The sequence below is a fragment of the Catenuloplanes sp. NPDC051500 genome (assembly GCF_044454585.1).
GTDB lineage: Bacteria > Actinomycetota > Actinomycetes > Mycobacteriales > Micromonosporaceae > Catenuloplanes.
The window spans coordinates 146,016-172,995 of sequence record NZ_JBITDX010000017.1 but is presented as its reverse complement, the minus strand read 5'-3'; the positions used below and the strand labels follow the sequence as shown (position 1 = coordinate 172,995).

At 70.5% G+C, this 26,980-nt stretch carries 16 protein-coding genes and 1 pseudogene; 6 read left to right on the top strand and 11 right to left on the bottom strand.

The window, feature by feature from the left end; translation table 11 throughout:
* The first annotated feature begins 65 nt into the window (after positions 1–65).
* Complete coding sequence (locus ACIA8K_RS29515; RefSeq protein WP_396065021.1) at positions 66–1,034, top strand: hypothetical protein; 969 nt, start codon at positions 66–68, stop codon at positions 1,032–1,034.
* A gap of 156 nt (positions 1,035–1,190) precedes the next feature.
* On the opposite strand, the gene ACIA8K_RS29510 is transcribed toward ACIA8K_RS29515, so the two are convergent.
* Positions 1,191–1,676 (bottom strand): DUF3455 domain-containing protein, encoded by a 486-nt coding sequence (locus tag ACIA8K_RS29510; protein WP_396065019.1) that lies wholly within the window; start codon positions 1,674–1,676, stop codon positions 1,191–1,193.
* Between the two features lie 632 nt (positions 1,677–2,308).
* On the opposite strand from ACIA8K_RS29510, the gene ACIA8K_RS29505 reads away from it, so the two are divergent.
* Positions 2,309–2,635 (top strand): RICIN domain-containing protein, encoded by a 327-nt coding sequence (locus ACIA8K_RS29505; protein ID WP_396065126.1) that lies wholly within the window; start codon positions 2,309–2,311, stop codon positions 2,633–2,635.
* Positions 2,636–2,671: 36 nt separating this feature from the next.
* Here the strand turns inward: ACIA8K_RS29505 and ACIA8K_RS29500 are convergent.
* The 10 genes and pseudogenes from ACIA8K_RS29500 to ACIA8K_RS29455 form a co-directional block, all read right to left on the bottom strand.
* Positions 2,672–3,046 (bottom strand): annotated as a pseudogene (locus ACIA8K_RS29500) (DedA family protein); the annotation flags it as partial.
* A 215-nt stretch (positions 3,047–3,261) separates the two neighbouring features.
* Positions 3,262–3,606, bottom strand: a complete 345-nt coding sequence (locus tag ACIA8K_RS29495) for a hypothetical protein (protein ID WP_396065017.1) — start codon at positions 3,604–3,606, stop codon at positions 3,262–3,264.
* A gap of 163 nt (positions 3,607–3,769) precedes the next feature.
* The gene (locus tag ACIA8K_RS29490) at positions 3,770–4,027 is read right to left on the bottom strand and encodes a MafI family immunity protein (RefSeq protein ID WP_396065015.1); all 258 of its coding nucleotides are present in this window, start codon (positions 4,025–4,027) and stop codon (positions 3,770–3,772) included.
* A 22-nt stretch (positions 4,028–4,049) separates the two neighbouring features.
* Positions 4,050–4,703 carry an EndoU domain-containing protein gene (locus ACIA8K_RS29485; RefSeq protein ID WP_396065012.1) on the bottom strand — a complete coding sequence of 218 codons (654 nt, stop codon included), beginning with the start codon at positions 4,701–4,703 and terminating at the stop codon, positions 4,050–4,052.
* 10 nt (positions 4,704–4,713) lie between these two features.
* Entirely contained in the window at positions 4,714–5,439 is a 726-nt protein-coding gene (locus ACIA8K_RS29480; protein WP_396065009.1) for a WXG100 family type VII secretion target, read from the bottom strand.
* Positions 5,440–5,444: 5 nt separating this feature from the next.
* Complete coding sequence (locus ACIA8K_RS29475; protein WP_396065007.1) at positions 5,445–5,759, bottom strand: type VII secretion target; 315 nt, start codon at positions 5,757–5,759, stop codon at positions 5,445–5,447.
* Positions 5,759–6,151: a YbaB/EbfC family nucleoid-associated protein gene (locus tag ACIA8K_RS29470; RefSeq protein WP_396065004.1), complete on the bottom strand. Its 393-nt coding sequence runs from the start codon at positions 6,149–6,151 to the stop codon at positions 5,759–5,761. Before ACIA8K_RS29470 ends, ACIA8K_RS29475 begins: the two co-directional genes overlap by 1 nt.
* Before the next feature lie 153 nt (positions 6,152–6,304).
* A complete protein-coding gene (locus ACIA8K_RS29465; protein WP_396065002.1) occupies positions 6,305–6,697 on the bottom strand; it encodes a MerR family transcriptional regulator in 393 nt (130 codons plus the stop codon).
* A 10-nt stretch (positions 6,698–6,707) separates the two neighbouring features.
* Positions 6,708–7,748: an NAD(P)-dependent alcohol dehydrogenase gene (locus ACIA8K_RS29460; RefSeq protein WP_396064999.1), complete on the bottom strand. Its 1,041-nt coding sequence runs from the start codon at positions 7,746–7,748 to the stop codon at positions 6,708–6,710.
* A 275-nt stretch (positions 7,749–8,023) separates the two neighbouring features.
* Positions 8,024–17,041 (bottom strand): hypothetical protein, encoded by a 9,018-nt coding sequence (locus ACIA8K_RS29455; RefSeq protein WP_396064997.1) that lies wholly within the window; start codon positions 17,039–17,041, stop codon positions 8,024–8,026.
* A gap of 156 nt (positions 17,042–17,197) precedes the next feature.
* On the opposite strand from ACIA8K_RS29455, the gene ACIA8K_RS29450 reads away from it, so the two are divergent.
* From ACIA8K_RS29450 to ACIA8K_RS29435, 4 genes are all read left to right on the top strand, one after another.
* Positions 17,198–17,806 (top strand): hypothetical protein, encoded by a 609-nt coding sequence (locus tag ACIA8K_RS29450; protein WP_396064994.1) that lies wholly within the window; start codon positions 17,198–17,200, stop codon positions 17,804–17,806.
* Between the two features lie 964 nt (positions 17,807–18,770).
* Entirely contained in the window at positions 18,771–19,517 is a 747-nt protein-coding gene (locus tag ACIA8K_RS29445) for an Ltp family lipoprotein (RefSeq protein WP_396064992.1), read from the top strand.
* Positions 19,518–20,470: 953 nt separating this feature from the next.
* Complete coding sequence (locus ACIA8K_RS29440) at positions 20,471–23,383, top strand: hypothetical protein (protein WP_396065114.1); 2,913 nt, start codon at positions 20,471–20,473, stop codon at positions 23,381–23,383.
* Between the two features lie 58 nt (positions 23,384–23,441).
* On the top strand, positions 23,442–26,975 hold the full coding sequence (locus ACIA8K_RS29435) for a LamG-like jellyroll fold domain-containing protein (protein WP_396064989.1): 3,534 nt from the start codon (positions 23,442–23,444) through the stop codon (positions 26,973–26,975).
* Positions 26,976–26,980: the final 5 nt, after the last annotated feature.

Genomic DNA, 26,980 nt, shown 5'->3' with positions numbered 1-26,980 from the left:
TGGTTGCGCGTCGAACGATGCACGTGCAGTGCGTATTGAGCGTGGATTCGGACTGTGGGCCGGCGGTGCAGTTGTGGTTCGATCGCTGCTGGCGAATCGTGGGTCGGGAGGTGCGGGAGGCCGTCGAGGGCGGGCACTCTGCTGCTTCGTTCGCGCGGCATGGGGTGCGGGTCGCGATGCACACCAATGCGTATGCCGGCGACGATCATAGACCGTGGCATGACTATGACGCGACGGTCTGGAGTGAGTTCCAGGACGACCTCGGTCGGCTATGGTGTGGCAGCCTGTTCGCGCAGCCGATGAATGAGTATCAGCTGCCGCTGACCATGAATGAGACCGCCTATGCGCTTGCCATTTCCGCTGTCGACTATCCGGAGCTCGGTGGCGGTCTTATCGTCATGAACATGAATGCGCGTGAGGAGCTGCTGTTTTCCTCGCCGGAGGCGGAATCCGCGTTGCTAGCGGCTTTCCGGGAGGTGGTGGAGATCAGTCGCCCGGTTTTCGGGATTGTCGGTTTCGGTCCGGCTGCAAATGCGGACACTGGGTTGGAGGAGCATCTCCGTCGCCTGGCGATAGAGAGCTTGGACGACTCGCGGCGGCTGTTGCGTGGCTATTCTTGGGTCACTGTGCTGCCGCCGGAGATTGCCGAGGTGCTTGGCGGCCGCGATGAACTCGTTGCGTCCGGTGCGTTCTACGGTGTGGATCCGATTCCCGGTGGCGGCCTCCTGCTCCAGGCGACCGAATCGTGGTCGGAGTACGACCAGGACGCCGCCACGCGCGTCTTCGAAGTGCTCCAGCCGGTCCTTCTGGAGGGGGCGTTCGCCTCCACTTTCGACGTCGAGAGGATGCGAGGCTGTTCGGCGGCTCTGGGCGGTCCACGGCGCGCTGCGAGTCGGCCGGATGTTCGCCCGGCTGCGAGGCTTGTTGGGGCCGCTGTCCGCCTCCGAGGTCCGATCGGCCGTCGCAGCCACCGTTTTTACCGGTTGTCACCGGGCGGTGGGGTCGGGCAGCGGTTCCGGGTGCCGCCGGCATGAGCATGTTGGTGGTGGTTCCGGCGGAAGCCGAGGCCGGTGTTACAGCACCGGCTGCCGTCGGGCGGAGTTGCGGGCCTGGTTGAGCGGAAGCCCGAGTTCTCACAGCCGGTCGCGGCATGGTGCGGTAGGTGACCGGCCGGCTGGCGCGGACGTGTTTTAGTTACCCCAGAAGATGTAGTTGGCGTTGTAGGGAACGCTGGTCTTCTGGCCGTCGGTGCAGGGGGCGGACGGGGCCACGCCTCCGAAGGTGTTCATTCGCTGTATGTGGGTCACCGTGCTGAGGAATCCCGTTCCGGTGTGGGTCTTCACCTCGAGTAGCAGTTCGGGGATCGCGCCGGGGACCGGTGAATTGGCGACCGGCGCGGCGGTGATCAGGGAGCCGTCCGAGGTGGACTGCCAGCTCGGGCCGCCGAAGTGGTGAATCCTGCGGTTGGCGCCGTCGAAGAGATCGGCCTCGGGGGTCGAGGAGCCGGTGAATTTTCCGCCGGAGCAGGTGTAGGTCTGGGTGCCGTTGCCGACCACGAACTGGCCGATGATGGTGAGGCCGGCTGGTGGCTGGAGCGACGGGCCTTCGGCGGCGGAGGCTTGGTAGGTGACCGCGGAGACGCCTGCTGTGACAACGGCGGCTGCGACGAGGGCCATCTTCCGCTTCAGTGTGCGCATGCGCATGGGTACGCAGCGCGGGCTGAGATGGATCAACCGCGTGCCCCATAAAACGGTGATTTTTCGTAGAGCGTCGCGGTATCCGTGGCTGGGCCGCCGGCGCGCTCGGCTGGGCGGGTCTCCTCGGTGGTGCTGCGAGATCGAGTCGATTTTCCGTTGCGGGCGCGTGTGGGTGTCGTTTACCGGCTCTCCGCCGGTAAACGACTGACAACCGCCGTCGGATCGGGGTCCCGGGCGGGTCGTGCCGGGTGCGATCGGCGCGGTGGGTGGTCCGCGGGGTACGTCGCCCCGGGGCATTCGGCGGCCGAGAATCGGCACACGTCTCGCCGCGCCACGAGACGCCCGTGCCGCCGATCGGCGACGGCGGAACCGCGATGCGCGTACGGCCTCGACGCTCGACAGCGTCGCGATGGAGGCCGCTCTCCTGCCCGGGCAAGCCCTCGGAGAGTCATCTCTGGTGGAGCGGCCTTCTGCGGAACGGTCCTTGGCGGAGCCGCCGCCCGATCCACTGCTCCGGGTTCGTGACCTGCGGGTCGGTTACGGCCGGCGCGTGGTGGTCGACCGCGTGTCCTTCGGCCTCGTGCCCGATGCCCACCGCCGGCAGAGCGCGCGTGCTGTGGGGCGACACCGGCACTGTGGACCGTCTCGGGGCGCTGCTGAACAACGGCGACGGTACCTGCCGGATCCGCAACGGGCACAGCGGCACGCTCCTCGGCGCGTCCGCTACCTGGGGTGTGCAGGTCGTCCAGGACTCCGGCAACGGCAGCGCCGACACCCGCTGGCGACGCCGGCCGGAACCACATGGTGCGCAGCCTCTTCACCAGCGGTATGACGCCACCGATCGCGGACGACACGGCGAGACCGGCCAGCAGGCCGAGCATCGGGTTCTGCAGGAAGGCCGCGCCGCCGAGCACGCCGAGGCCGCCGTAATAGCCTGACCAGGCCACCGCGGCGACCGCGGACGCCGGGCTGAACCGGGACAGAGGGAGTCCGATGGTGCCGCACGCGATGTTCGTCGTGACCCGGCCGCCCGGCACGAACCGGGATACCACGATGACGCGGCCGGCCTGGCGCTCGAGCTTCCGGCCGCCGGCGTCGACCGCGGCGCTGATCCGGGGGAACCGGCCGAGCAGGCGTGTGCCGAGCATGCTGCGGCTCAGTCCGTACACGAGGTGGTCGCCGAGGACCACGCCGGCCGCGTACGCCAGCACGACCAGCAGCAGGACTGGCGTACCGGTGCGGGAGAACAGGCCGGCCGTGATGAGCGCGACCTCGGAGGGGATGATCGGCGCGATGCCGTCCAAGCCGCCGAGCGCGGTCAGCGCCGGGTACAGAAGCGGCGAGGTCATCAACGGGCTGATCAAGCCGATCGGGTCCGTCTGCCACAGGCTTTCGATGTTCACAGCTGCCGGGTCCCCTCGTCGTCTCCGTCGTCCTCGACGCTATGGGCCGATTCTTAGAAGATCGATAGAGCAGGCACCCGTCTCGGGGGTAGGGACAGCCCCAGGGCAATTGCGTTCTCGCGGCGTACGGCGCTGAAAAGGGGTTTCATGGGGAAGTTGCCTCAGAGGGAGATGCCGTTGCCCGCGTAGACGATCAACGGCACGGTGACGCCGTCGCCATCGTCGAAGTAGTCGGCCGGCGCGGGGTAGGGCCGGTGCACCGAGGTGAGTGCCGGGCCCTGATCGTCGACGAGCCGGGTGGCCCCGACGGGCCGCATGCCGGCGTTCGTCGCGCTGTGCTCCCCGGCCTCGGCGTGCACCTCGATCACCTGCCACCGCGCCTGGGCGAACCCGCCGTACCGGGGACGCGGAAGGTGTAGGTCTTGTGGCTCGCGGGTTCCGGTCGACCCGACCCTGAAGCGCAACGCCGACGGGACGATCTGCCCGGTCGCGTCCACGCTCGCCATGACGTTCTCCGATGGCGGTACGGAAGCAGCGCGCGAAGGCAATGACCCGGAGTTGATGCAGCCAAATGGCAGCGGCTCTCTTCCAGTGATCTTCGCGACCGAGGGCAAGGGTTCCTCACACAGGCACTCCCGCGCGGGGAGGCCCGATCCACGCTGCGAGCCGTCAGTCCGAGGTTCGGATCTGCTCCAGGTACGTCAGAGGCTTCCGGCAGAACTCCATGAGCTCCCGCAGCGCGTCCTTCTCCGCCGTGGTGATCGCGACGTCCTCCTCCGACAGGGCGCCGACGAGCGTGTCGATCGCCAGGGGCCATTCCCCGGCGCCGCCGTCTTGCAGAATCATCGGTCGGTATGTCGGGCTGATCTTATGTACGAGCTGGTCGGTGATCCGGCGGCTGCGCCGGTAGAATTCGTTGACGTCCATGGGTCTCCCGTGGGTTCGGTGGTCAGGCCGGCGGGTTGGTGGTGACGCCCTCGCCGCTGAGCGGGTGGCCGCCGGAGATGCTGCCGTCCTTGTCCAGGGTAACGACGAAGGTGATGCCGTCGCGGGTGCCGGTGACGCGCCAGCCGTCGCCGTTTGGACGTGACTGAGGACGGCTGTCGGGGTTGGTGGCAATGCTCTTGAACCAGCCTTCGACCTGCTCCTTCGTGGTGCCGGGCGGGAAGAGCGTCTTGCCGGGCTCGGTGGACGAGGGCTTGTGGTTGCCGCTTCCCAGGCCGTCGCCGTCCCAGATCTTGTCCATGGCCCCGTCGCCCATCTGACCGAAGCGGTGCATGTCGTACATGGCGTCGGCGAGGTCGGGGTCGTCCCAGGGGTTGGTCCTCTTGGGCGCCTCGGTCTCGGAGGTGCCGGTGCCATTCGGGCTGCCGTCCTCGCCGCCGTTCGGGTGGCCCTCCCTGGCTCGCTGGATGCCGTGTTGCTGGGCCGGTCCCACGCGTTTGGGCATATTGGCGGGGTTGAATTTGGGACGCTTGGGGCCGTCGCTGTCACCGCCGTGCGGTGGGGTGGGGCCTGAGGGGTGCTTGTTGTGGAGGCTCACCACGGCGAACAGGACCACCAGGACGGCGGTGTTGCGCAGAGCCGCCATGAGTCGTCGCATCGAGGGCCGCCTAGACGTCGAGAAGGGCGCGGAGGGCGGAGATGCTGGTGACCAGGCCCATCAGCCAGCCGAAGATGCGACCTGTCCAGCGGACGACGGCGACCGCGAGCTGGGAGACCACAAGTGGTGTGGCGAAGCCGAGGGAGAGGACCTCCTCGAGCAGCCACACCACGACCTTGGCGATGCAGTCGGCGATGAAGGCGCGCACGACCTCCCGCACCGTCTGCACCAGGGTTCCCGCGCCACGGGTCGCGGCACCCATGCCGGCGGCGGTGCCCGCGAAGATCCCCGCGACGTCGATGTTGACGGCGAGAATGTCGCGGTAGGCGTCGGCGGCGGCGCCCTGCCATCCGTCGAGGTCACCGATCAGCCGCGCCTTGAGGTCCTCGGCGATCGAGAACAGCTCATCGGCCATGTTGTCCCAGGTGATGGCGTGCGTCTCGATGATCTCGGGGTTGCCGGCGAGCCAGTCGAGGGCCTGTTTCAGTGGTTCGACCTGCTCGATGGCCCACTCGATGCCCATCGACAGCAGCGTGCTGAACGGGTCGATGGCGATGGACGCCCCGTCGAGAGCGGCGCCCAGGCCCGCGACCGAGCCGTCGATCCAGCTGCCGGAGTCGATGGCCTCCTTGATGCCCTTGTAGTCATCGGCGAGCGGCAGGCCGGTCCAGCCGTCGCGGTACGCGGCGCTGTCCGAGGGGATGTCGGAGGCCGTGGCGACCAGTGGGTTGCTCATGAGGCTCAGATCGCGGAGCGGAAGGAGTCGAAGTCGCCGGTGGTCGACTCCTCGGTCCGCTGGTAGGCGTCGGCGTTCTTCCTGATTCCCGCGGCGAGCAGATCGATGTTCTCGGCGAGCATGTCCACGCCCGTGTCCTGGTCGCGGTGGCGTCCCTCCAGGACGGGCGGCAGGAACTGGCAGAGCTGTCCGTAGGCATCGTCGGCTTGGAAGATGGTGCCGCTCGCGGCCTTGATGGCGGCGAAGCGGTCGTGAATTGCCGACATCGCCGTGGCGTGCGCGCGCAGGGCCTCGATGTCGACCTCGAACCCTTCGGCCATCAGTACCGTCCTTCGTCGTCCTCGGTGTCGGCGGTCCGAAATCCGGCCAGCAGGGCCCGGCCGGTCGCCGAGTCGGCGCCGACCGTCTCCCGCACGACCTCGGCGGCGGCGTCGGCGAGCTTGACCCGCGCGTTGCGGTAGGCGCCCATGATCGCCTGCTGGGTCTGCTCCAGGCTCAGGCGCTGCACCCGCGCGGAGAGCCGGACATCGACCATCGCCCCCGTGGAGTCCACGGTGACTTCGACGATCCCGTGGGCGTCGGCGGCCGTGACTCGCAGCGCGAGCAAGCCGGCACTTGCGGCCTGCGTGTCGGCGGCCCGGCGCGCGGCATCGGCCTGCCAGGCCACCAGGCGTTCTCGCGCATCCTCGGCGTCCAACAGCGGACCAGCCATCACGCCTCCGTCTCCTTCTCCGTCTCCGAGCAGGGGATGTCGAGACGTGAGTGTAGCGGCGACCCGCCACACCACGATTGCCGAGCGCGGGAGACGGCCGACGCGGTGACCGGGCGCCGGGCGTGTGCTCGGGTGTGGGTTGGCGGCCTGCTTTCAGTCGTCGTGCTCGCATGCGCGGCCGGTGGCGATCATGTCGTCGTAGTCGGCGATCTTCTCCTGGACGGCGCGGAGATCGCCGTGCAGATCGGCGATCCGGTGACGGAGCGCGGCCTCCTGGCGGCGCAGCGCTTCCAGCCGGCGCTGGTGGTTGGCGGGGCTGCCAGGGCCGAGGCGCACGAAACCGCGTACCTCCGCCACCGGCATGCCGGTGCGCCGCAGCGCTTGGACGAAACGGACTACCCGCACCGCCTCCGGGCTGTAGAGGCGGCGGCCGTCCGCGGATCGGTCGACCGCGGGGATGATGCCCTCGCGTTCGTACCAGCGCAGCGTGTGCGGCGTCAGGCCGGTCAGTTCCGACAGCTTACGAATTCCGAGTGGCGTCTCCACCGGCACCAGGCTAGTCAAGGTCGCGCAGGTCGAGCACGAAGCGCCACCGGACGTCGTTGCGTTCCAGCCGGGCCAGCGCGGCGCCGACCTCACGGGCCGGGACCTTCTCCACGTCCGCGACGATGCCGTGCCGGGCCGCGAAGTCGAGCATTTCCCGGGTACGGGGACGGCCGCCGCCGGCTGAGGCGGTCAGCCGTTTGCGCCCGAACGCCATCGCCAGCGGCTCCGGCTCGTAGCGGTCCGGGATGCCGAGCATGCACAGCGTGCCGTCGACGCGCAGCGCGTGCAGGTACGGCGTCACGTCGTGCTTGGCGGAGGCGGTGTCCAGGATGAAGTCGAAGCGCCCGGCCTGCGCCGCCATCGCCTCCGCGTCGGCGGACACGACCACCTCGTGCGCGCCGAGCTCACGCGCCGCCGCCTCCTTGCCCGGCGAGGTGGTGAACACCGCCACCCGCGCGCCGAGCGCGACCGCGAACTTGACCGCGAGATGCCCGAGGCCGCCGAGGCCGACCACGCCGACGAGTTGTCCCGGCCCGACGTCCCAGCGCCGTAGCGGCTCGAACGTGCTGATACCCGCGCACATCAGCGGCGCCGCGGCCGCCGGGTCCAGGCCGGCCGGCAGAGGGTACGCGAACGACTCCCGGACCACGTACTCGCGCGCGTATCCCCCTAGCGTCGGCGTCCCGTCGATCCGGTCCGTGCCGCCGTACGCCTCGGTCGGGTATTCCGTGCAGAACGGCTCCTCGCCGTCCCGGCAGGCCGGGCACACGCCGCAGGAGTCGACGACGCCGCCGACCGCGACCGGGTCCCCGACCCGGAACGCGGTCACCGCGGACCCGGTCTCGGTGACTTCCCCGACGAACTCGTGCCCCGGCACCAGCGGCGGAGCCCCCTCGGCCAGTGCGTGCGCCGCGTGCAGGTCGGTGTGGCACACCCCGCACCAGGCGACCCGGACCGCGATGTCGTCCGGCCGGAGCTCCCGGCGCACGACGGTGAAGGGTTCCCAGGTGCCCCCAGGGCTGAGCAGGGCCATGCCGGTCGTTCTCCGCATGGGGCTGAACGCTAACCGCTGGAGTGCGCTCCAACGCAAGGCCGCACGCAGCGCGGCGGCCGGCCGTGGGACAAGACCGCGAAGGCTCTCCTGGTGGCGGCGGCCGACCTCGACGCCGAGGTGGGGGCCGCCGGCAGCCCGCCCGTCCCGGCCCGGCGGCCGGCACCACCGAACGGGGACTCGAGGCCATCGGCGCGAAGGCCCCGGAGCTGATCGCCGCCGCCACTGACGGTGCGGCGCGCCTCCGCGTACAGGCGGAGCATCAGGCGCCCGGCTCAGCAGTTGGCGAGGATGTAGTTGACGGTTTCGATCAGGTCGGCGTGCGCGGAGCGTCCCTCGGCCCGTAGCCGGTCGCGTAGCGCGTCGAGCCGGCCGACGAACGCGGTCCGGTCGTTCGGGTCCACACAGTCCGGTAGCGGCGTGCCCGCCGGACGCGCCGTGCTGGACACCGTGCTGACCCTGCCGAGGATGCGCAGCAGCTCCGGGTCGGTGTGCGGGTCCGCGGCGGCGCGTTCGCCGGAGAGGTTCAGCACGTCGAACACCGACTCGAAGACCTGAGTGACCGCCAGGTCGGCCTTCGTCGCCGCGGTGGCACGCAGCAGGGTGAGCGCGTCCGCCTGCGACATCCGCCCGGCGGTGACGATCGCGAACAGCAGGCCGTCCATCCGGTACCGTTCGGCCCGGCCGCCGTTCTGGGCCAGGAAGTCGTGGGCGAACGTGGCCGGTACCGGCCCGCCGGTCCAGGGCGGCTCGACGTCGAGCACCGAGGTCGCGGACGGGACCGGGTGATCGGCGGGCGCGGCGGGCATGCCCAGCGCGACCTGGAGGCCGGCCAGCCGTGCGCCGTCCGGCTCCGTGTCGGCAAGCGCACGCAGCGCGTCCCGTACCCCCGGATCGGTGAGCTTCTGCGCGTTCTCCCGGTGGAACCTCTGCGCGCCGTCCCCTGCCGTGAGCAGGCCGGCCAGCACCGGAGGCACGAACCGCCCCGATGTGACGACCGGCAGCGCGACCGCCTCCCGCAGCAGGTCCGCGCCGATCAGGCCGGTTTGCGTCGCCGGCCTGCCGTCCTGCTGGAACAGGCGCCATACCATCTCGATGTCGTCAGTCATGGCCTGCTGGACGACGATCGGCCGGAACCGCCTGTGCAACGCGGTGAACCGCGCTTCGGTCACGGTGGTGCCCAGCGTGGCGAACACGATCGGTGTCTCGCCCCACAGCCGGTGCTCGCGCAGCGTGCTCTCCAGCTCGTCCAGCGTGTGCGATGCGCGCCCGCCCAGGTTCACGGTCAGCACCGGACGGTCCAGACCGGCGGTGAGCGCGCTCAGATCACCGAACGGCCAGGTCCCGATGGTACGGAGCGCGGGTGTCTCGCGCGCCGCGGTGAGCCGTCCCGTCCACAGTGGCGTGAGGTCGCCCACCGCCCCGGGATCCAGCCGGAGCAGCCCGGATGCGGCATGGTCGAACGCGGCGACGAGGTCGCGGACCTGGCCGGACTCCGCGGTCGCGGTCTTCAGGCCGGCGATGGCGGCGCGCCAGCGTGCGGCCTCGTCCGAGTTCGGGAACCGCGCGAGCGTCGTGCTGACTCTCGGCTCCGCGGCTCGGGCGTGCTTGCGCAGCCGATCGAGCCGGTGACCGGTCTCCAGGCCGCGCAGTGCCGACGGGATTCCCGGCGGGTTCTGGAATTCGACCCGGGCCAGGTAGGTCTGGTGGTGGTCCCATTGGGACGACGGACCGGGCTGGTGGGCCGTCCAGACCGCGGGCGCTGCCGGGTTGTCCGAGGTGCTCGCGACGATCGCGTCGACCTGCTCGACGGCGTCTCGCACCCCGGGTGTCAGGTTCCGGCTGCGCAGCGCCTCAAGCAGCCACACCATGTGTTCGACGTGACTGCGGTGCTGGTCCAGCAGGCCGCGCAGCGCCGACCGCACCCCGGTGGGGTGGCCGGTGGCCACCTGCACCACCGCCTGCAACGTGCCCTGGAGCGCGATGTCCAGCGGCTCGGCGTGGGAGACGACGGCGAGCAGCATCCGGAACAGCGCTACGACCTGGACGTCGAACACCGGGCTTTCGCCCGTCGCAGCCGTCCTGGCGGGCCTGATCGTGTCCGAGTCGGACTCGGAGCCGGAGTCGGCCCAGCGGTCGATCATCTTGATCAGCAGCTTCCGCCGGTCGTCCGCGTTCTTCGCCTCGAGGAAGTGGTACGCGTCCGCGCCGATGTCCAGGTTCGACAGCCCCCAGGCCACGGCGCGCCGGCGCGCGGCGAGCGGGACCTGGTCGTTCTCGCGGAGGGCGCTGATCCGCGCATCGAGCAGCTGCTGGATCGCGGGCCCGCCGGCCTGAGCGAACGACCGCATCCGGCCCTGCTCGTCGTAGGTGAGGAGCGGGGTGGGCGCGGACTGAAAGGCCTGGACGGCGAGCTCGACCAGGCGGTCCGGTAGCGGCCCGGACCCGGTGAGGTCGTGTGCGGCCTTCGCCCAGCGGCCCCGCGAATCCGGGGACAGGCCCGCGAAGAGCGAGTCGACGATCTCGAGCGCGCGGGCGAGGTCGTCGTCGAGCATCGCGCCGAGCGCCTCCACCATGCGGCGTTGATCGGCCGGCACGTCGACGGCCTGTAGCACGGCCTGCGCCGCGCCGAATCCGTCCGGCCCGGCGACGCTCAGCAGCTCCCACAGCGCGCTGATCCGGGCCGGCACGGTGTTGGCCCGGATGAGCTGCACCGCGGGCACTGCCGCCGCGGTGACGACGACGGCGGACTCCAGTGCGGTGAACAGCGCCCCGGCCGCGCCGTACTGCTGCTCCTCGATGAGCTCCAGGCCGACGTCGCTCCACGTCGGCTTCCCCACGAGGTCGTCAATGGCGTCGTCGTCGTTCGCCCATCTGTCGTCCGTGACGGCGTCGAACCAGGCCCTGACGTCCGGCGGTGCGATCGCGAACGCGATGTGCCGCATCGCGTCGCCGAACGCCTCGTCCTGCTCCATCGGCGCCCGCCGGGTCAACATGCTGACCCAACGGGCCCGTTCGGTGTCGCTGAGTCCGGCGTTCGCGGCTGTGGTCTGCCGGGCGGCGCCGTCCAGGTCGCCGTCCTGTGCCAGTGCGACCGCGCGGAACATGGCGGCCGTCGGGGTGTTCACGCCCGGGTCGGTCACCTGCAGTCGCACGGTACGCAGCGGCGGCTGGTCGACTATCCGCGCGTACTCGGTCCGGATGACGTCGGCGAGCTGACGGAAGTAGTTGCGCAGCTGGCGCATGGTGACCCGGCGGGCGCCGAACGAGCGCACCTCCAGGATCGCCAGGCCGTGCCGGAGCCGGCCCTCGTTGGTGTCCAGCTCGGGGAAGCGGGTCATCCCGCCGAACACGTCGGTCGGGTCCATTCCCCGGCCGGTGACCGAGGCGCGCACGTACTCGCCGGCCGTGGGCGCATTGTCGAGCCGGTAGCCGCTCCAGTTCTCGGCGGTCATGCCGGCCATCGCCGGCTGCTCCGTGACGACGTCGTGCATCCGATTCAGGTGGGAGGTGTTGTTCCCCAGGTAGGACCGGCCGATCCCGTCCTGGATCTCGGTCGCGTGCAGCGCCAGGGCGAACGCCTCCCACCAGGGCAGGTCGATCCAGAACACCCGGTGGTCGTGGCGGGACAGCGTGGCGATGTGCGCTTTCATGATGTTGGGGCTCGGCACCCAGGAGTCCAGGTAGCCGGAGGTGTGCGAGTAGACGAGTGTCAGGATGCCTTCGACGGCTTCGGACACGTACGTCTGGCCGGCGAGGCCGTGCGAGGTGAAGAACTCGTCGAGCCGCCCGGCCGTCTCGGCGCCGAACGTGGCGCCCTCCGCCTGGGCCGCCTTGGTCCGGTACGGCAACGGGCCGAGGACGGTCGGGTAGGTGACGCTGCCGTCACGCCAGGTGCCGTCCGTGACGGCCTTCAGCACCGGCTTGAGGATCGCCGGTGCGACGCCGAACGACATGTGCCCGTGGTTGCCGCCCTCGTCGCCCTCCGGCGGGGCGCCGATCATCGCGCCGCGGGCGGCCTTCCAGAACCGGTAACCGAGGCCGCTCAGCAGGTCTCCGAGGTGCGCCTCAGGGGTGCCGGGGTCGGTGAGGATCCACTCGAAGCGGTTCTCGAGCGCGATCAGCCGGTTCCAGAACTCGTCCGTGTCCTGGATGCGGTTCTCCTCGCCGGGCAGGATGCCCAGGACGCCGGTGCGCACCTCCGTGATCGGGGTCGAGACCGCCTTCTCACTCAGGCTCTCCGCCGTTAGGTAGTAGGCGCCGTCCCGCTTGAACAACGACTTCTCGTCGATGATCAGGTCTATGCTCTGGTCCGCGGTGCGCGCGAGCCGGGTGCCACCGTGGGCTTCTCCCTCGACCGCGGGCAGTTCGAGAGGCATGGTGCGCTCGGCTTCGATGCCGCCTCCGCGGTAGCCGATGGTGATTGGGGCGTCGATCACGGATCGTGCCGTCGATCGCCATTCCGGCTCCGGTGCACGCGTATCTGACGACACTGTTCCGGAGGGATCGATCACGATCGCCCGGGTGTACGCGGCGGACTCCGCCGGGAGTCCTCCGGGCGTGCCGACCCGTGGCGCAGTACCGGCGCTGGTCAGGTTGATCCAGAGAACGCCCTGATCAGAGGTGTGGTAGGCCGCGTAGACGTGTCCGGCCGTGGCGTTGGTTCGTTCGGTCAGTACGACCGCAAGTGAGCCGGGTCCCAGTTCCGGCTCGTTGGTCAGGCGGTCGGTCAGTGCGTCCCAGCCGCCGAATCGCTGCCAGTCCTGCCGGTCGCCGAGCCATGACTCCGCGGCCCGTCCGGCGCCCGGTTCCTCGCGGGTACGCGGGACGCGCACACCGTCGTGGTGCAACCGGCCGACCAGGTCCTGGATCAGCGCAAGACACTCGGCCAGCGTCCGATCACCGTGTGCGGCCGCGGCCCGCTCGCCCGACTCGACCACCTGACCGAACAGCTCACGGATCTGCCCCTCACCGAGCGCGGTGCGCGCCGTTTTCAGGAGGCCACCGCCGGGCGCCGGCACCGCCGAGGACGTCGAACTGTCCGCGACGACGAGATCGACCGTCTCGACCGCGTCTCGCACCGAGGGCGCCAGATTGCGGCTGCGCAGCGCCTCCAGCAGCCACACCACGTGCTCGACGTGATTCTGGTTCTCGGCGAGCAGGTCGCGTAGCGTCGACCGCACCCCGCTCTCGTCGCCGGAGGCCACCGCGGCCACGGCCCCCAAGGTGTCGCGGAGCACGATGTCCAGCGGCTCGGCGTCGTCGACGAGCGCGAGCAGCGTCTGGAAGTGCGTGACAGTGCGCGCTTCGATCACCGGGCCCGGATCCGCCGACTGCCTGGGCGTGATCGACTCGGATTCGGAGTCCGACTCCGGCGAACGGTCGATCGTGTGCTGCAGGATGCGCTGCCGGCCGGCCGCGTTCTCCGCGTTGAGCAGGTGGTAGATCTCCGGCGCGATGCCCAGATCGCCAAGTGCCCAGGCCACGGCTTTGCGTCGTACGCCGATCGGGGTCCGGGTCTTTCCGAGAAGGGCGGAGACACGGTCGTCGACCAGCCGTCGGATCCCGGGGCCGCCGGCCTCCACGAACGACGTCAGCCGCAGCTGCGCGAAGTAGGCGGACATCGGGTCGGTCACGGACTGCCAGGCCTCGACGGCGAGCTCGACCAGACGATCCGGCAACGGCCCGGACCCGGCGAGGTCGTACGCGACCCCCGCCCAGCTGCCCTGAAACTCCTGGGACAGGCGCGCGAAGAGCGAGTCGACGATCTCGAACGCGCTGTCGAGGTCGTCGCTGAGCATCGCGCCGAGCGCCTCCACCATGCGGCGTTGATCGGCCGGCACGTCGACGGCCTGCAGCACGGCCCGCGCCGCACCGAATCCGTCCGGGCCGGCCATGCTCAGCAGATCCCGCAACGCTTCGAGCCGGGCCGTCATGGTGTTCGCCCGGATGAGCGCCAGCGCGTGCTCGGCCGCCGCGGAGACGCGCACGGAGGTCTCCAGCGTGCGGAACAGCGCCCCGGCCGCCTCGTACTGCTGCTCCTCGATGAGCGCGAGGCCGATGTCGTACCACGGCGACGTAGTCCCTCGCGCGGAGCCGCTGTCGTCGCCGGTCGCCCATCTGTCGTCCGTGACGGCGTCGAACCAGGCCCTGGCGTCCGGCGGTGCGATCTCGTAGGCGATCTTCCGCATCTGCCCGCCGAACGCCTCGTCCTGCTCCATCGGCGCCCGCCGGGTCAGCATGCTCGTCCACTGCTCCCGCTCGGCGTCGCCGAGCCCGGCGTTCGCGACTGCGGTCTGCCGGGCGGCACCGTCCAGGTCGCCGTCCTGTGCCAGTGCGACCGCCCGGAACATCGCGGCCGTCGGGGTGTTCACGCCCGGGTCGGTCACCTGCAGCCGCACGGTACGCAGCGGCGGCTGGTCCGCTATCCGCGCGTACTCGGTCCGGATGACGTCCGCGATCGTCCGGAAGCGGTCGCGTAGTTCGCGCATCGTGACCCGGCGGGCGCCGAACGAACGCACCTCCAGGATCGCCAGGCCGTGCCGGAGCCGGCCCTCGTTGGTGTCCAGCTCGGGGAAGAGGGTGATCGGGCCGAACACATCGCGCGGGTCCAGCGTCCGGCCGGTGATCGAGGCGCGCACGTACTCGTCGGCCGTCGGCGCGGCCCCGGTCCGATAACCGCTCCAATTCTCCGCGGTGATCCCGGCCCGTTCCGGCCTGAGCTTGCCCACCTGCCGCATCCGGTCCAGGAACGCCTGGTTGTTCCGCAGATACGACCGGCCGATCCCGTCCCGGACCTCGGTCGCGTGCAGTGCCAGGCCGAACGCCTGCCACCAGGGCAGGTCAGCCCAGTACAACCGATGATCCTGGCGGGACAGCGTGGCGATGTGCGCCTTCTTGACGGTGTCACTCGGCACCCAGGAGTCCAGGTAGCCGGAGGTGTGCGAGTAGACGAGTGTCAGGATGCCTTCGACGGCTTCGGACACGTACGCCGTGCCGGCCAGGCCGTGCGAGGTGAAGAACTCGTCGAGCCGCCCGGCCGTCTCGGCGCCGAACGTGGTGCCTTCCGCCTGACCCGCCTTGGTCCGGTACGGGACCGGGCCGACGATGCTCTCGTGGGTGATGCTGTCGTCACGCCAGGTCCCGTCCGTGACGGTCTTCAGCACCGGCTTGAGAATCGCCGGTGCGACGCCGAACGACATGTGCCCGTGGTTGCCGCCGGCGTCGCCCTCCGGCGGGGCGCCGATCTTCGCGCCGACGGCGAGCGGGGTGAAGCCGAACCCGAGCCCGGAGAGCAGTAACCGAAGGCGGGTATCGGGGGTGCCGGGCTCGGTGTCGACCCGTTCGAAGCGCTCCTCGAGCGCGATCAGCCGATCCCAGAACTCGTCCGAGTCCTGGATGCGGTTCTCCTCGCCGGGCAGGATGCCGAGGACGCCGGCGCGCACCTCCACGACGGCGGTCCGCTCCGACTCCTCGTCCGAGCTCGTCGCCGTCAGGTGGTACGTGCCGTCCCGCTGGTACAGCCACTTCTCTTCGAGGAGCAGGTCGATGCTGCGGTCCGCGGTGTGCGCGAGGGTGATGTCATCGACCTCGCCCTCCTTCAGCGCGGGCAGTTCGAGAGGCATGGTGCGCTCGGCTTCGATGCCGCCTCCGCGGTAGCCGATGGTGATTGGGGCGTCGATCACGGATCGTGCCGTCGATCGCCATTCCGGCTCCGGTGCACGCGTATCTGACGACACTGTTCCGGAGGGATCGATCACGATCGCCCGGGTGTACGCGGCGGACTCCGCCGGGAGTCCTCCGGGCGTGCCGACCCGTGGCGCAGTACCGGCGCTGGTCAGGTTGATCCAGAGAACGCCCTGATCGGACGTGTGGTAGGCCGCGTAGACGTGTCCGGCCGTGGCGTTGGTTCGTTCGGTCAGTACGACCGCAAGTGAGCCGGGTCCCAGTTCCGGCTCGTTGGTCAGGCGGTCGGTCAGTGCGTCCCAGCCGCCGAATCGCTGCCAGTCCTGCCGGTCGCCGAGCCATGACTCCGCGGCCCGTCCGGCGCCCGGTTCCTCGCGGGTACGCGGGACGCGCACACCGTCGTGGTGCAACCGGCCGACCAGGTCCTGGATCAGCGCAAGACACTCGGCCAGCGTCCGATCACCGTGTGCGGCCGCGGCCCGCTCGCCCGACTCGACCACCCGGCCGAACAGCTCAAGGATCTGCCCCTCACCAAGCGCCGCACGCTCCGGCGCCCCGGCCGGCGTGACGCCCCGGGCGCCGACGTCAGTGGCCCGGGCCGGCACCGGTAGGCCGGTGGCCGGCCGGCCGGTCGCGTCCACCCGGAGCACGGCGGGGCGCCCGCCGGGCAGCGCGCCAAGCAGTGACACCGCGTCCGGCGCCGTCATCACCCGGATCGAGGCGTCGCCGTCCAGCTCCAGGTCGATCCAGACCAGGCCGTCCGGGCGGGAGACCAGCCAGCCGAGACCGGGCCGTCCGCCGCCGGCCACGTCCAGCCTGACCAGTGCACCGGAGCCCGGGGCGGCGACGAGGGCGGCGACCAGCGCACCCGGTTCGGTGGCGACCGCGGGACCGCCCCAGGCACGCAGCACGTCGTCCGTGCCGATCGGGCGCACGCCGCGCAGCAACGCGGCCGGGTCGGTGCCGGGTGGCGGACCGTAGAGCGCGATGCCGGCCGCGAGCGCGTAGGCGGCACCGGACTGGCCGCGCTGCCCGTCGACACGCAGCCTCAGCGGGATGCGCAGCTCGTCACGGATCGCGGCCGCGCCGGCGATCAGCTCCTCCAGCCGGTTCCAGGACGGCTCGCCGCCGTCCAGGACCGTGCGCAGCGTCTCGCGCGCGGCGGCCTGGGCGCGCGGCAGCACCCGTACCGTGGCCGGATCTGTCCGGGTTTCCAGACCTGTCACACCGAGCGGGACGACGCGGGCGGACGGCGTCAGACCGGGGGCGAACAAGGCGTGTTTGGGCAGGCCGAACGCGTCGGCGAGGTCCATCCAGACGGCCGGGTTGACGCGCTCGCCGGGGAGGGTGCCGAGCATGAGCCGGTCGCGGATCGCGGCGGGGATCTCCTCCAGCGCGCGACGGACCCGGTCGAGCGCGCCGATGCCGATCGTGTCCTGGACGTAGACCATGATCGAGCCGTTGACGCGCGGCGACTGCATCGCTCCGGTCAGCGCGGCATGGTCGACCGGGTCGGACATCGCGCCGTCGTGGTAGAACACGCCGCCCGGCACCGCGATGAAACGACCATCCGCGCAGATCAGAAAGGTATCCCCGGCACCCGCCACGTCACACTCCTCACCGGGCGCGCAAGGACAGCCGCCGCGTCGACGCCGGATTGACGTGGCACCGTCCCTTTCGGTTCAGCACCGGTTCACGGAAATGGTGGATCTGACCCGCGGGTTGACGATCGGGTGATCCGATGCCGTCGATCTCCGCCCTTGGTGACAGACCCGATTGCTCTCACCGTCCGAGGTGGACAGCTGACCGGCGTCGCCACCCGTACCCTCGGTGAACTGTCGTTGATCTTCCGCCCTGGACCGCGGAGCGGCGACTCGCTGCTCATGATGGCCGCGGACGTGTTCGCGCGGGCGGTGCTGCGTGTCGTCCACTCGGGCACGGTCGCGGCGCAGGTGCTGGTGGTCTGGCTGAGTATGCGGGAGAGCCAGCACGCCGAGTACCTCGCGGACGACCTGGCGGCCCGCGCGGCCGGTACCGAGGCGGCGGTCTCGTTCTTCGACCTGCTGGCCCGGTCCGAGACCTTGGGTATGTACGTGCGGCGGGACGCGCGTGCCGGGCTGTCCCCGGCGGCGGCGCGGGCCTCGGTCGCGCAGCTGCGGGTCGCGGATCCGGTCGTGCGGCAGCGTTCGATCCGCGAGGAGGTGTCGATGTTCGCCAGCCATCCGCCGTCCGGGCTGCGGGCGCGCCGGATCGCCCAGCTTCCACCGGCGGTGCCCGCGGTGCTGCTCACGGAGGCTGACGACACAGCGATCGACGCGGAACTGGACAGGCGGTACGCGTCCGCCCGGCGGGAGATCGCGATCGGCGGCTGAGCTGATCCGGCCTCGGCTCACCTCGCCGATCAGAGTTGAGCCCGCCACGGCGAATGCGGTCAATCGGCTGACCACCGGCGTCTCAATGCGCCCAAGGGAGCTCTGGCCGGTCGGCTGCGCCGCTCCGGGCGGACCGACCTGGCCCTCACGGGCCGCGGTGCCGCCGAGTTGCAGACCAGGTCTGGTCGGCGGCACCCTGTCCCACTGATGGAACGGATGAGCTGGTCCGGCTGCCGCACTGAACAGTTCGGACAGCGAGTCATACAGGCTGAGAACGGGCCCGCTCGGACTGACCACAGTGGCGGCTTGTGCACCTGTACGCGATTTCGAGCGTCAAACCCTTGGACGATGGGTCGGTCCACTTCGGCCTCATCGATGATGCGCTCCGACGTTCGGTGCGACACTGTTTGCGCATGCCGCCAGAGAAGCAGAGTGAGTGGGTCTCCCAAGCACGTGCTGCCTTGATCATCGCCGCAACGCGTCGGACCCTCCTGACCTACGGCGAACTCGGTATGGCCCTGGGTATCGAGGGCGTCGGCCTGCGGAACCACCTTCGACATGTGCTCGACGATGTGTCGAAGGACTGCCGGGCCAGAGGCGAGGACTGCTCTCTTGCCGCGCTTGTGGTCAACAAGGACACAGGTCAGCCGGGCGCCGGCTGGTCCAACGGAATTCGAGAATGGCCGCACGAGGTCCGCAGGGTGTTCCAGCGGTGGAGTCCTAAGTAGGCGGCAAAGCTCGTAACGGGGTCCACCTCTGCTGGCCGGGATTCAGGCGATAGTGGCAACGATGGCAATTGCACGCTTCGTCGCGGGTTGGCTGGTCGATCCGTCGATGGGGGAGTTCCTGTCCCCAGGGAAGAAATTTCTGCACTTCCGATGATCGCGTCAAAATTGTCTCAGATCCTCGGTCTTGGGCCGATGGTTCAGTCCCGGAAGATCTCTCTAGTCGCTAGGACGACGTGATGACGAATCCGCGTATGCGCTTCAACCCGCCCCCGAACTGGCCGGTGGCACCCGCCGGCTGGACTCCCGAACCCGGCTGGCAGCCGGATCCGAGCTGGCAGCCCGCGCCTGCGGGCTGGCCGCTCTGGGTTCAGGAGCAGGACTCCAACTGGTTCTCGCGCCACAAGGTGCTTACCGCCGCGGCCGGGACGTTCGTGGTGCTTTTGCTCTGCGGATTGATCGGAAGCCTTTCCGAGAACCCGGCAGACCGTGACGCGGTGCAGGTGGCGGCGACAACGGCGAGCCAAGTCGCTGTCGACACGGCGGCTGCGGACAAGGCGGCTGCTGAGAAGGAGGCCGCTGACAAGGCGGCTGCCGAGAAGGAAGCCGCTGATAAGGCCGCAGCCGAGAAGGAAGCTGCCGACAAAGCGGCCGCAGAGAAGGCGGCCGCCGAGAAAGCCGCAGCTGAACCAACAGAGACGGTTAGTCAGAAGAATGCGAAAGAAAAGGCGAAGGATTATCTAAGATTTACTGCCTTTTCTCGATCAGGTCTGATTAAGCAGTTGGAGTTCGAGGGTTTCTCCACCAAGGATGCGACCTACGGTACTGACAAGCAGAACGCGGACTGGAACGCGCAGGCTGCCGCGAAGGCAAAAGACTATCTAGGCTTTACCGCCTTCTCTCGATCGGGTCTAATCGATCAGCTGGAGTTCGAGGGATTCACCACCGCGCAGGCCGAGTACGGCGCGTCGCAGAACGGTTTCTGAATGACCGGGCCGCCGCCTGGTTCGTGCGGCTGGCTCAGGACCGGAGAGGCGAATGCTCGGCACCTGGCGACCGGATGGGTTGAGCGAGCCCAGAAGCCGAGCAAAGCCCACAGGATCGCATCGTCGGGTTGCGAAGGCGTCGGTGCCGCATCGGTTGATGGGCTGATTTCGTGCTCCGGCTGGCGCCCAGCGGCAGCGTGCTGGGGCGGGCACCGATGGGCGGGCACGGCGCCGGCGAGATAGGGCATCACCGGCGTCGCCGCCGCGGTGGCCAACGCCGTGTACAGCGCCGCAGGCATTCGGCTCCGGAGTCCGACGGCACGAGTGGATCTCTCCAGTGCCGAAATCACGCGGCAGGCCGCCGGGCGTGAACCCCTGCCGTCCGGATCGCGACAGGCCGCGCGGCGCTCCACACCCACGGCCGACGGGGGTTCTGGCCGAATCGGGCCGCGACATCGCAACAGAAGTCCGGTGGACGCGGGGTGTCAACTACGGACGGTGATGGCGTCTTTGCGCTCGTGTCGACATGGACCTCGGCGGACGTCGAGGTGAAGATCTTCCATGTTTCACCGTCTGTTACCTGCCGTTCATTCCGTCCACACGGCCGATCGTCCGGCTCCCAGCTGTCTCCCGGCGACCTCCCAAGAAATTCACAATGATGGTGACCGTGTGCCGAGAATGTCCGGAACGGGCCTTTGTTGATCACTATAAGTATTGATTGACATCGTAATTACGGACCGCGTACCGTCCCGCTCCACCTATGCTGCGTTCTCACGGGGGAGGACTGCGTGGCGAGTGATCGCTGGGCGTCTATTGTGTCTGGAAATCGGTTTATTACAGGCGTTCGTCATCGTCCGGCCTGGACGGCGACGATCGCGGGGCTGGCCGTGCTGACCGCCGCGACAGCGGTCGCCGTCGTGACCCGCGAGCCCGGCGCGCCGCCGGCCGACCCGATGCTCGCCGCCGAGACGGCCGCGCTGCACAGGGCGAAGTCCACCGGGCAGCCGGTGCGTGTCGATGCCCGCACCTCGGAGACGACAGAGGTCTTCGCCCGCCCGGACGGTCAGCTCGAGGCGACCATCTCGGCCGGCATCGCCCGGGTGCGCCGGGGCGCCGGCTGGGTCCCGCTCGACCTCACCCTCGCGCGCACCGAGACCGGGGCCGCGCCCGGCGCCCACCCCGGCGACCTGGTTATCTCCGGTGCACGACCGGCCGGACAGCACGAGCTGGCGGCTTCCGGCACCGGCGACGGGCGCATCGCGCTCGGCTGGGACGGCGCGCTGCCCGAGCCGGTCCTGGCCGGTGCCACCGCCACCTACCCCGAGGTGCTGCCCGGCGTCGACCTGGTGGTGACCGCCACCGATGCGGCGTTCGGCGAGTCGCTGATCGTCAAGGACCGCGCCGCGCTGGAGCGCGTGCGGCGGGTGCCGTTGACGCTGACCGGGCCGGGCATCGCCGGGCACCGCACCGACGCGGCCGGAACCCTGACACTGACCGGTGCCGGCGGCGAGACGCTGGCGACAGTGCCCGCGCCGTCGATGTGGGACGCGGGCACGGTGGCCGGCGGCGTGCACGACCGGATCGCCCCGATCCGGACCACCGTCACCGCCCGCGACCGCGGTGTGGACCTGGTGCTGGAGCCGGACGCCGGGTGGCTCGGCGACGCGTCCACCGAGTTCCCGGTGACGCTCGACCCGACGCTGAACCCGGCGCTGACCACGTTCGACACCTGGGTCCGGGACAAGATCACCGCAGACCAGAGTTCCACCGGCGAGCTGCAGATCGGCCTGCTGGCCACGACGCCGCCGACGCTTGCCCGCTCGTTCGTCTCCTGGAACACCGCGGTCCTGTCCGGCAAGCAGATCAACTCCTCGACCGTCTACTTCTACAACTGGTGGTCGCACACCTGCACGGCCACGTCGTGGGAGATCTGGACGACCGGCGCGGCGTCCGCGTCGACCCGCTACACGAGCCAGCCGGCCTGGTCGGCGAAGGAGGCGACCTCGACGGTCACCAAGGGCTCGACGGACTGCGCGGACGGCTGGGCGACGATCAGCGGCGCCTCGTTCTTCCAGAAGGCGGCCACCGCCAAGCAGACGACCGCGCACATGGGCATCCGGGCCACGGACGAGACCGTACCCGCGGGATTCAAGCAGTTCCGGTCGCGGGACTGGGACACCGACACCACGCGGGTGCCGTACGCGACAGTCACCTACAACGCCTGGCCGACGGTGACCGCGCGGGCGACGGTGCCGGCCACGAGCTGCGTCACCGGCGCCGGCCGCCCGCTCGTCAACTCGCTCACCCCGCAGCTGAAGGCGACAGTGACGGACGCGGACGGCACCGCGATGTCCGTCGAGTTCGAATGGTGGGTCACCGGCGGCGCCGCGAAGCTGGGCGGGCTGACCGTGGCGGGCACGGCGTCCGGCGGCACGGCGACAGTGACGGTGCCCGCCGGGCAGTTCATCGACGGCGGCACCTACTCCTGGCGGGTGCGGGCCTCCGACGGCGTGGCGAACAGCGCGGTGTGGACGTCGTGGTGCGAGATGACCACGTACGTGACGGTGCCGCCGGTCGCCGGGTGCACACCCGGCATGGACCACGACTACAACGGTGACGGCGTCCGGGACACCGCGATCGGTGACCCGCTGGCCACAGTGGACGGTGTGGCGCGGGCCGGGCGGGTGACGGTCACCTACGGCGGCACCGGCACGGTGTCGGTGCTGCACCAGAACCTGGAGGAGGTGCCCGGCGGCGCGGAGACCAACGACCAGTTCGGGTTCTCGCTCGCCACCTACGACGCGAATCGGGACGGGTGCAGCGACCTGGCGGTCGGCGCGCCCTACGAGGCGATCGGCACGGTCGCCGAGGCCGGGGGCGTGGTGCTGATGCTCGGTTCCCCGGCGGGGCTGGGCCGCGGCCCGGCCGGTCTCTGGTACGACCAGGGCACCGCGGGCTTCACCGAGACCGTGGAGGCCGGCGACTGGTTCGGTTACTCCCTCGCCGCCACCCAGACCACCACCGGAGAGGCGGCGCTGCTGGTCGGCGTGCCGGGTGAGGACATCGGCACCGGCGTCGACGCGGGCCTCGTCCACTACCGGCGCGGCACCACCGGCGTGACGCTCTACGCGGGCGCCGGCGTCCCGGGCGCGGCGGAGAACGACGACCGGCTCGGCTACTCGCTCGCCGCGGCGCCCGGGTTCTTCGCGATCGGCTCGCCGGGTGAGGCGATCGGCACGAACCAGTTCGCCGGCGCGGTGCAGACCTACACGCACGCGCTGACCTCCGGCAAGCCGACGTTGCTGGCCAGCCTGGATCAGAACGCGGCGATGGACGCGGCCGAGCCGAACGACACCTTCGGCAAGTCGGTGTCGATGGCGAAGTTCGCGGCCGGGCCGGAGACGCTGCTGATCGTCGGCGCGCCGGGCGAGGACGTGGGCGAGGTGGACGACGCCGGGATGGTGCACCGGTTCCTGCTCAGCGACGCGGGCTGGAGCAACCTGTTCGCCGACGGCGGGCAGGCCGAGGGCGACTACTTCGGTGAGCGGGTCTTCGCGTCCGCGTCCGGCGACGGGACCGTGATGGCGGCCGTCGGAAGCCCGGGTGAGGACACCGGCGGCGCACCGGACGCGGGGCGGGTGCGCGTCGTCGACTGGCTCGCACCGATGCGTACCGCGGTCGTGGTGGATCGTGCGCCGGTCGCCGGCGAATTGCTCGGCCTGTCGCTCGGCGGCTCACCGGGCCATCTCTACCTGGGCAGCCCGTACGGGGACGGTCAGGTGCGGGCGCTGGCCTGGCCCGACCTGTCCGCCGGGCCGGTCTGGTCGTCGCCGTCCGGTGCCGCCTTCGGCACGTCGATCGGCTGACGCGGCCATGTCAAAGATCAAGAGCTTTCGCGAGGGTACGACGGGGGAGTGGCCGACGGTGGACGATCCGAGACGGACGAAGGGCTGGCTGCGGCACATCGGCCTGGCCGCCGGTCTGGCCGGTGTGCTGGCCGGCTCCGCGGTGACCTGGGAGCCGGAGGCCGCGCCACCACCGGCGGCGCCGCCCGCCCTGGACCTGACGTCGGCCGAGCCGATGCGGCAGACCGAGCCGGAGGCGCTCGCCCACGCGGTGGCGATCGGCGCCCGGGTCGAGATCGGCGCGCTGCGGACCGAGTCGCGTGAGGTCTACGCGAACGCGGACGGCACCACCACCTCCGTCGACCACGCCGAACCGGTGCGGGTGGCGAAGGGCGGCAGCTGGGTCCCGGTCGACGCGACACTTACCGTCGGCGAGGACGGGTCGATCGGCCCGAAGGCGGCCACGATCGGCATGCGGATCTCCCGGGGCGGCGCCGAACCGCTGATCTCGGTGGAGCGGGCCGGTCGGCAGATGACGCTTGACTGGCCGGGCGACCTGCCCGCACCCGTGCTGCACGGGGCGAAGGCCACCTACGCCGAGGTGCTGCCCGGCGTCGATCTGGTGCTTGACGCGCAGGTCACCGGTTTCTCGCACGTCCTGGTGATCAAGACTCCGGAGGCGGCCGCGAACCCGGATCTCGCCACGCTCGAGTTCGGGCTGGACACCGAGAACCTGACCGTGTCGGAGAACGCCGAGGGCGGGCTGGCCGCGGTCGACCCGGCCACCGGTGACGCGGTGCTCGAGGCGGCCGCGCCGATCATGTGGGACTCCGGGCAGGCCGCGCCCGCCGCGCGTACCGCCGCCGCGGTGGTGGTGTCGACCGAGCCCTCGGAGACGTCGACGGTCGCCGGCGTGGACGTGGCCGTCGACGGGGACAGCATCGCGCTGACGCCCGACGCGGCCATGCTGACCAGCCCCGCCACCCGCTGGCCGGTGTACGTCGACCCGGTCTGGCAGTCGACCACCAACAGCGGCTGGGCGATGGTGGCCAGCGGCTACCCGTCCGAGAAGTACTGGAAGTTCAAGGACGACGAGGGCGTCGGCGAGTGCCCGGTCTCCTCCGGCTGGTGCAACGGCGTCGGGATCAAGCGGGTCTACTACGCGCTGCCGACGCCGTACGCCGGGAAGACGATCCTGAGCGCCGAGTTCCGGGTCACGATGACGCACACCTACGACAGTTCGGCGCAGCCGGTGCAGCTGTTCCGCGGCGGGTCCACGATCAGCTCCGGCACCACCTGGAGCAACAAGCCGTCGGTCGCGGACGTGCTGGAGACCAAGTCGCCGAAGGGCACCCAGGGTTCGTGCACGTCGACGAACCAGAACGTCGGGTTCAACGCCACCGACGCGGTCAAGTACGCGGTGACGAACAACAAGTCGACGACCACGTTCGGGCTCAAGGCGCAGGACGAGGGCGAGTACCACGCCTGGAAGCGCTTCTGCGGCAACGCGATCCTGTCGGTCAACTACAACCGGGCACCTGTGCAGCCGAAGCAGTCCGAGCTGACCATGAACCCGGGCGGCTCGTGCGTGTCCGGTGCGAGCCGGCCGTACGTGAACAAGCCCCCGACCCTCTACATGATCTTCCGGGATCCGGACCACGCGCCCTCGGCGGGCCGGACCGAGAGCGTGCACGGCGAGATCCAGGTCTACTGGACCCCGGCCGGCGGCACACAGGTGCTGAAGACCTTCACCACAGGGAAGAAGGCCAGCGGTACGACGATCCAGTACACGCTCAGCGGCATCCCGCAGAACACGGTGATCACCTGGCAGGTGCGCGCCAGCGACGGGACCGGGTGGGGGCCGTGGAGCTACGAGGGTGATACGCAGACCGCCTGCCAGTTCGTCTACGACGCCACCATCCCGCCCGCGCCGGACATCGACTCGCCGGAGTACCTGCCCGCGGACGCGGGTGAGACCACGAGCGACTGCGCGGAGGAGGCGGCCGACCGGGGCTCGATGGGCACCTACGGCACGTTCACGTTCGACGCGCCTTCCGCCGACACGGTCCGCTACGAGTACGGATTCAACTCCGACCCCAGCCCCGCGAACGTCCTGACCCCGACCGCGGCCGGTGGGCCGGTCAGCATTCAGTGGCTGCCGGACACCGACGGGCCGCGCCGGATCACCGTGAAGGGGTACGACAAGGCGAACAACCCGAGCGCGGTCGCCGAGTGCCACTTCTCTGTCGCCACCGTCAACGCGTCCGGCGAGTGGAGCATGGACGACCCGGCCGGCGGACCGGCCGCGGACAGCCGGGGTGACCGTCCCGCGCTGCCCGGCCCGGGTGCGGCGTTCGGCGTGCCCGGCCCCGGCTGCCAGGGCACCGGCGACGAGTGCGTGCGCGACCGGGCGGTCCGCCTGGACGGCACCGCGTCCGGCTACCTGGCCACCGCGTCCGGCGGGATGATCGACACGTCGCAGGGATTCTCGGTCGCCGCCTGGGTGCGGCTGACCGACGCCACCAGGGACGCGGTCGCGGTCAGCCTGGACGGCAGCGGCGAGCCCGGATTCACGCTCGGCTACCGGGCGGCGGAGAAGAAGTGGGCGTTCGCCGTCCCGGTCACCGACGTGGACTCGCTCGGCGAGTGGAAGGTGACCGCGGCCGACGCGCCGGAGATCGGCCGGTGGACGCATCTGGCGGCGGTGTTCGACTCGGTCAAGCACACGCTGACGATCTACGTCAACGGCAAGGCGTCCACGCCGGCGGCGCGCCGCTCCGAGTGGAGGGCGCGCGGCCCGGTGCAGATCGGCCGCGCCTACGCCAAGACCGGATACACCGGGTTCTGGACCGGTGACGTGGCGAACGTGGCGGTGATCCCCCGGCTGATCCAGGCGAAGGAGGCCACCGAGATGGCGAAGCTGCTGCCGGTCCGGCTCGCGTACTGGCCGCTGAACGAGGTCGCCGGCGCCGAGGCGCCCGAGTACGACGGCGGACAGGACCTCACCCTCGCGGGCGGGGCCACGGTGGCAGTGCTCGACGACCCGTTCGGCGAGCCGGCCCTGGTCGGCACCGGGCACCTGGTGCTCGACGGCATCGACGACTACGCGGCCACGGCCGGTCCGATCGCGGCCACCGACGGCAGCTTCACTGTGTCGCTGCGGGTGCGGCTGGCCGCCACCCCGGACGCGCCGATGACAGTGCTGTCGCAGTCGGGCAGCAAGGCCGCCGGGTTCGCGATCCGCTGCGCCGACGGCCGCTGGGAGGTGTCGCTGCCGGCCGCGGACGCCGCCGGTGGGCAGATCACCCATGTGATCGATGATCAGGTGGCGGTCGAGCCGACGTTCTCCGGCACCCATCTGACCTACGTCTACAACGCCTTCACCAACGAGGCGAAGCTCTACGTCAACGGCCAGCTGGCGCTGAACGCGGTCGCCGACTACCCGAAGCCGTGGAAGGCCGCCGGGCCGTTGCAGGTCGGCCGTCAGCTGGTCGGCGGCGCGTACCGCGAGCACTTCGCCGGTGTCGTCGACGACGTGCGTGTCTATGCAGGTGTCGCGGGCGACGCGGCGATCACCCGGATGGCGCTGCTCTCCGAGCAGCCCGAGCTGTAGGGAAC

Excerpts from the sequence above, each read along its gene's own strand:
- ACIA8K_RS29510 (WP_396065019.1), bottom strand. The coding sequence starts at position 1,676 with ATGGCCCTCGTCGCAGCCGCCGTTGTCACAGCAGGCGTCTCCGCGGTC.
- ACIA8K_RS29495 (WP_396065017.1), bottom strand. The coding sequence starts at position 3,606 with ATGGCGAGCGTGGACGCGACCGGGCAGATCGTCCCGTCGGCGTTGCGC.
- ACIA8K_RS29490 (WP_396065015.1), bottom strand. The coding sequence starts at position 4,027 with ATGGACGTCAACGAATTCTACCGGCGCAGCCGCCGGATCACCGACCAG.
- ACIA8K_RS29485 (WP_396065012.1), bottom strand. The coding sequence starts at position 4,703 with ATGCGACGACTCATGGCGGCTCTGCGCAACACCGCCGTCCTGGTGGTC.
- ACIA8K_RS29480 (WP_396065009.1), bottom strand. The coding sequence starts at position 5,439 with ATGAGCAACCCACTGGTCGCCACGGCCTCCGACATCCCCTCGGACAGC.
- ACIA8K_RS29475 (WP_396065007.1), bottom strand. The coding sequence starts at position 5,759 with ATGGCCGAAGGGTTCGAGGTCGACATCGAGGCCCTGCGCGCGCACGCC.
- ACIA8K_RS29470 (WP_396065004.1), bottom strand. The coding sequence starts at position 6,151 with ATGGCTGGTCCGCTGTTGGACGCCGAGGATGCGCGAGAACGCCTGGTG.
- ACIA8K_RS29460 (WP_396064999.1), bottom strand. The coding sequence starts at position 7,748 with ATGCGGAGAACGACCGGCATGGCCCTGCTCAGCCCTGGGGGCACCTGG.
- ACIA8K_RS29445 (WP_396064992.1), top strand. The coding sequence starts at position 18,771 with ATGACGAATCCGCGTATGCGCTTCAACCCGCCCCCGAACTGGCCGGTG.
- ACIA8K_RS29440 (WP_396065114.1), top strand. The coding sequence starts at position 20,471 with ATGCTCGCCGCCGAGACGGCCGCGCTGCACAGGGCGAAGTCCACCGGG.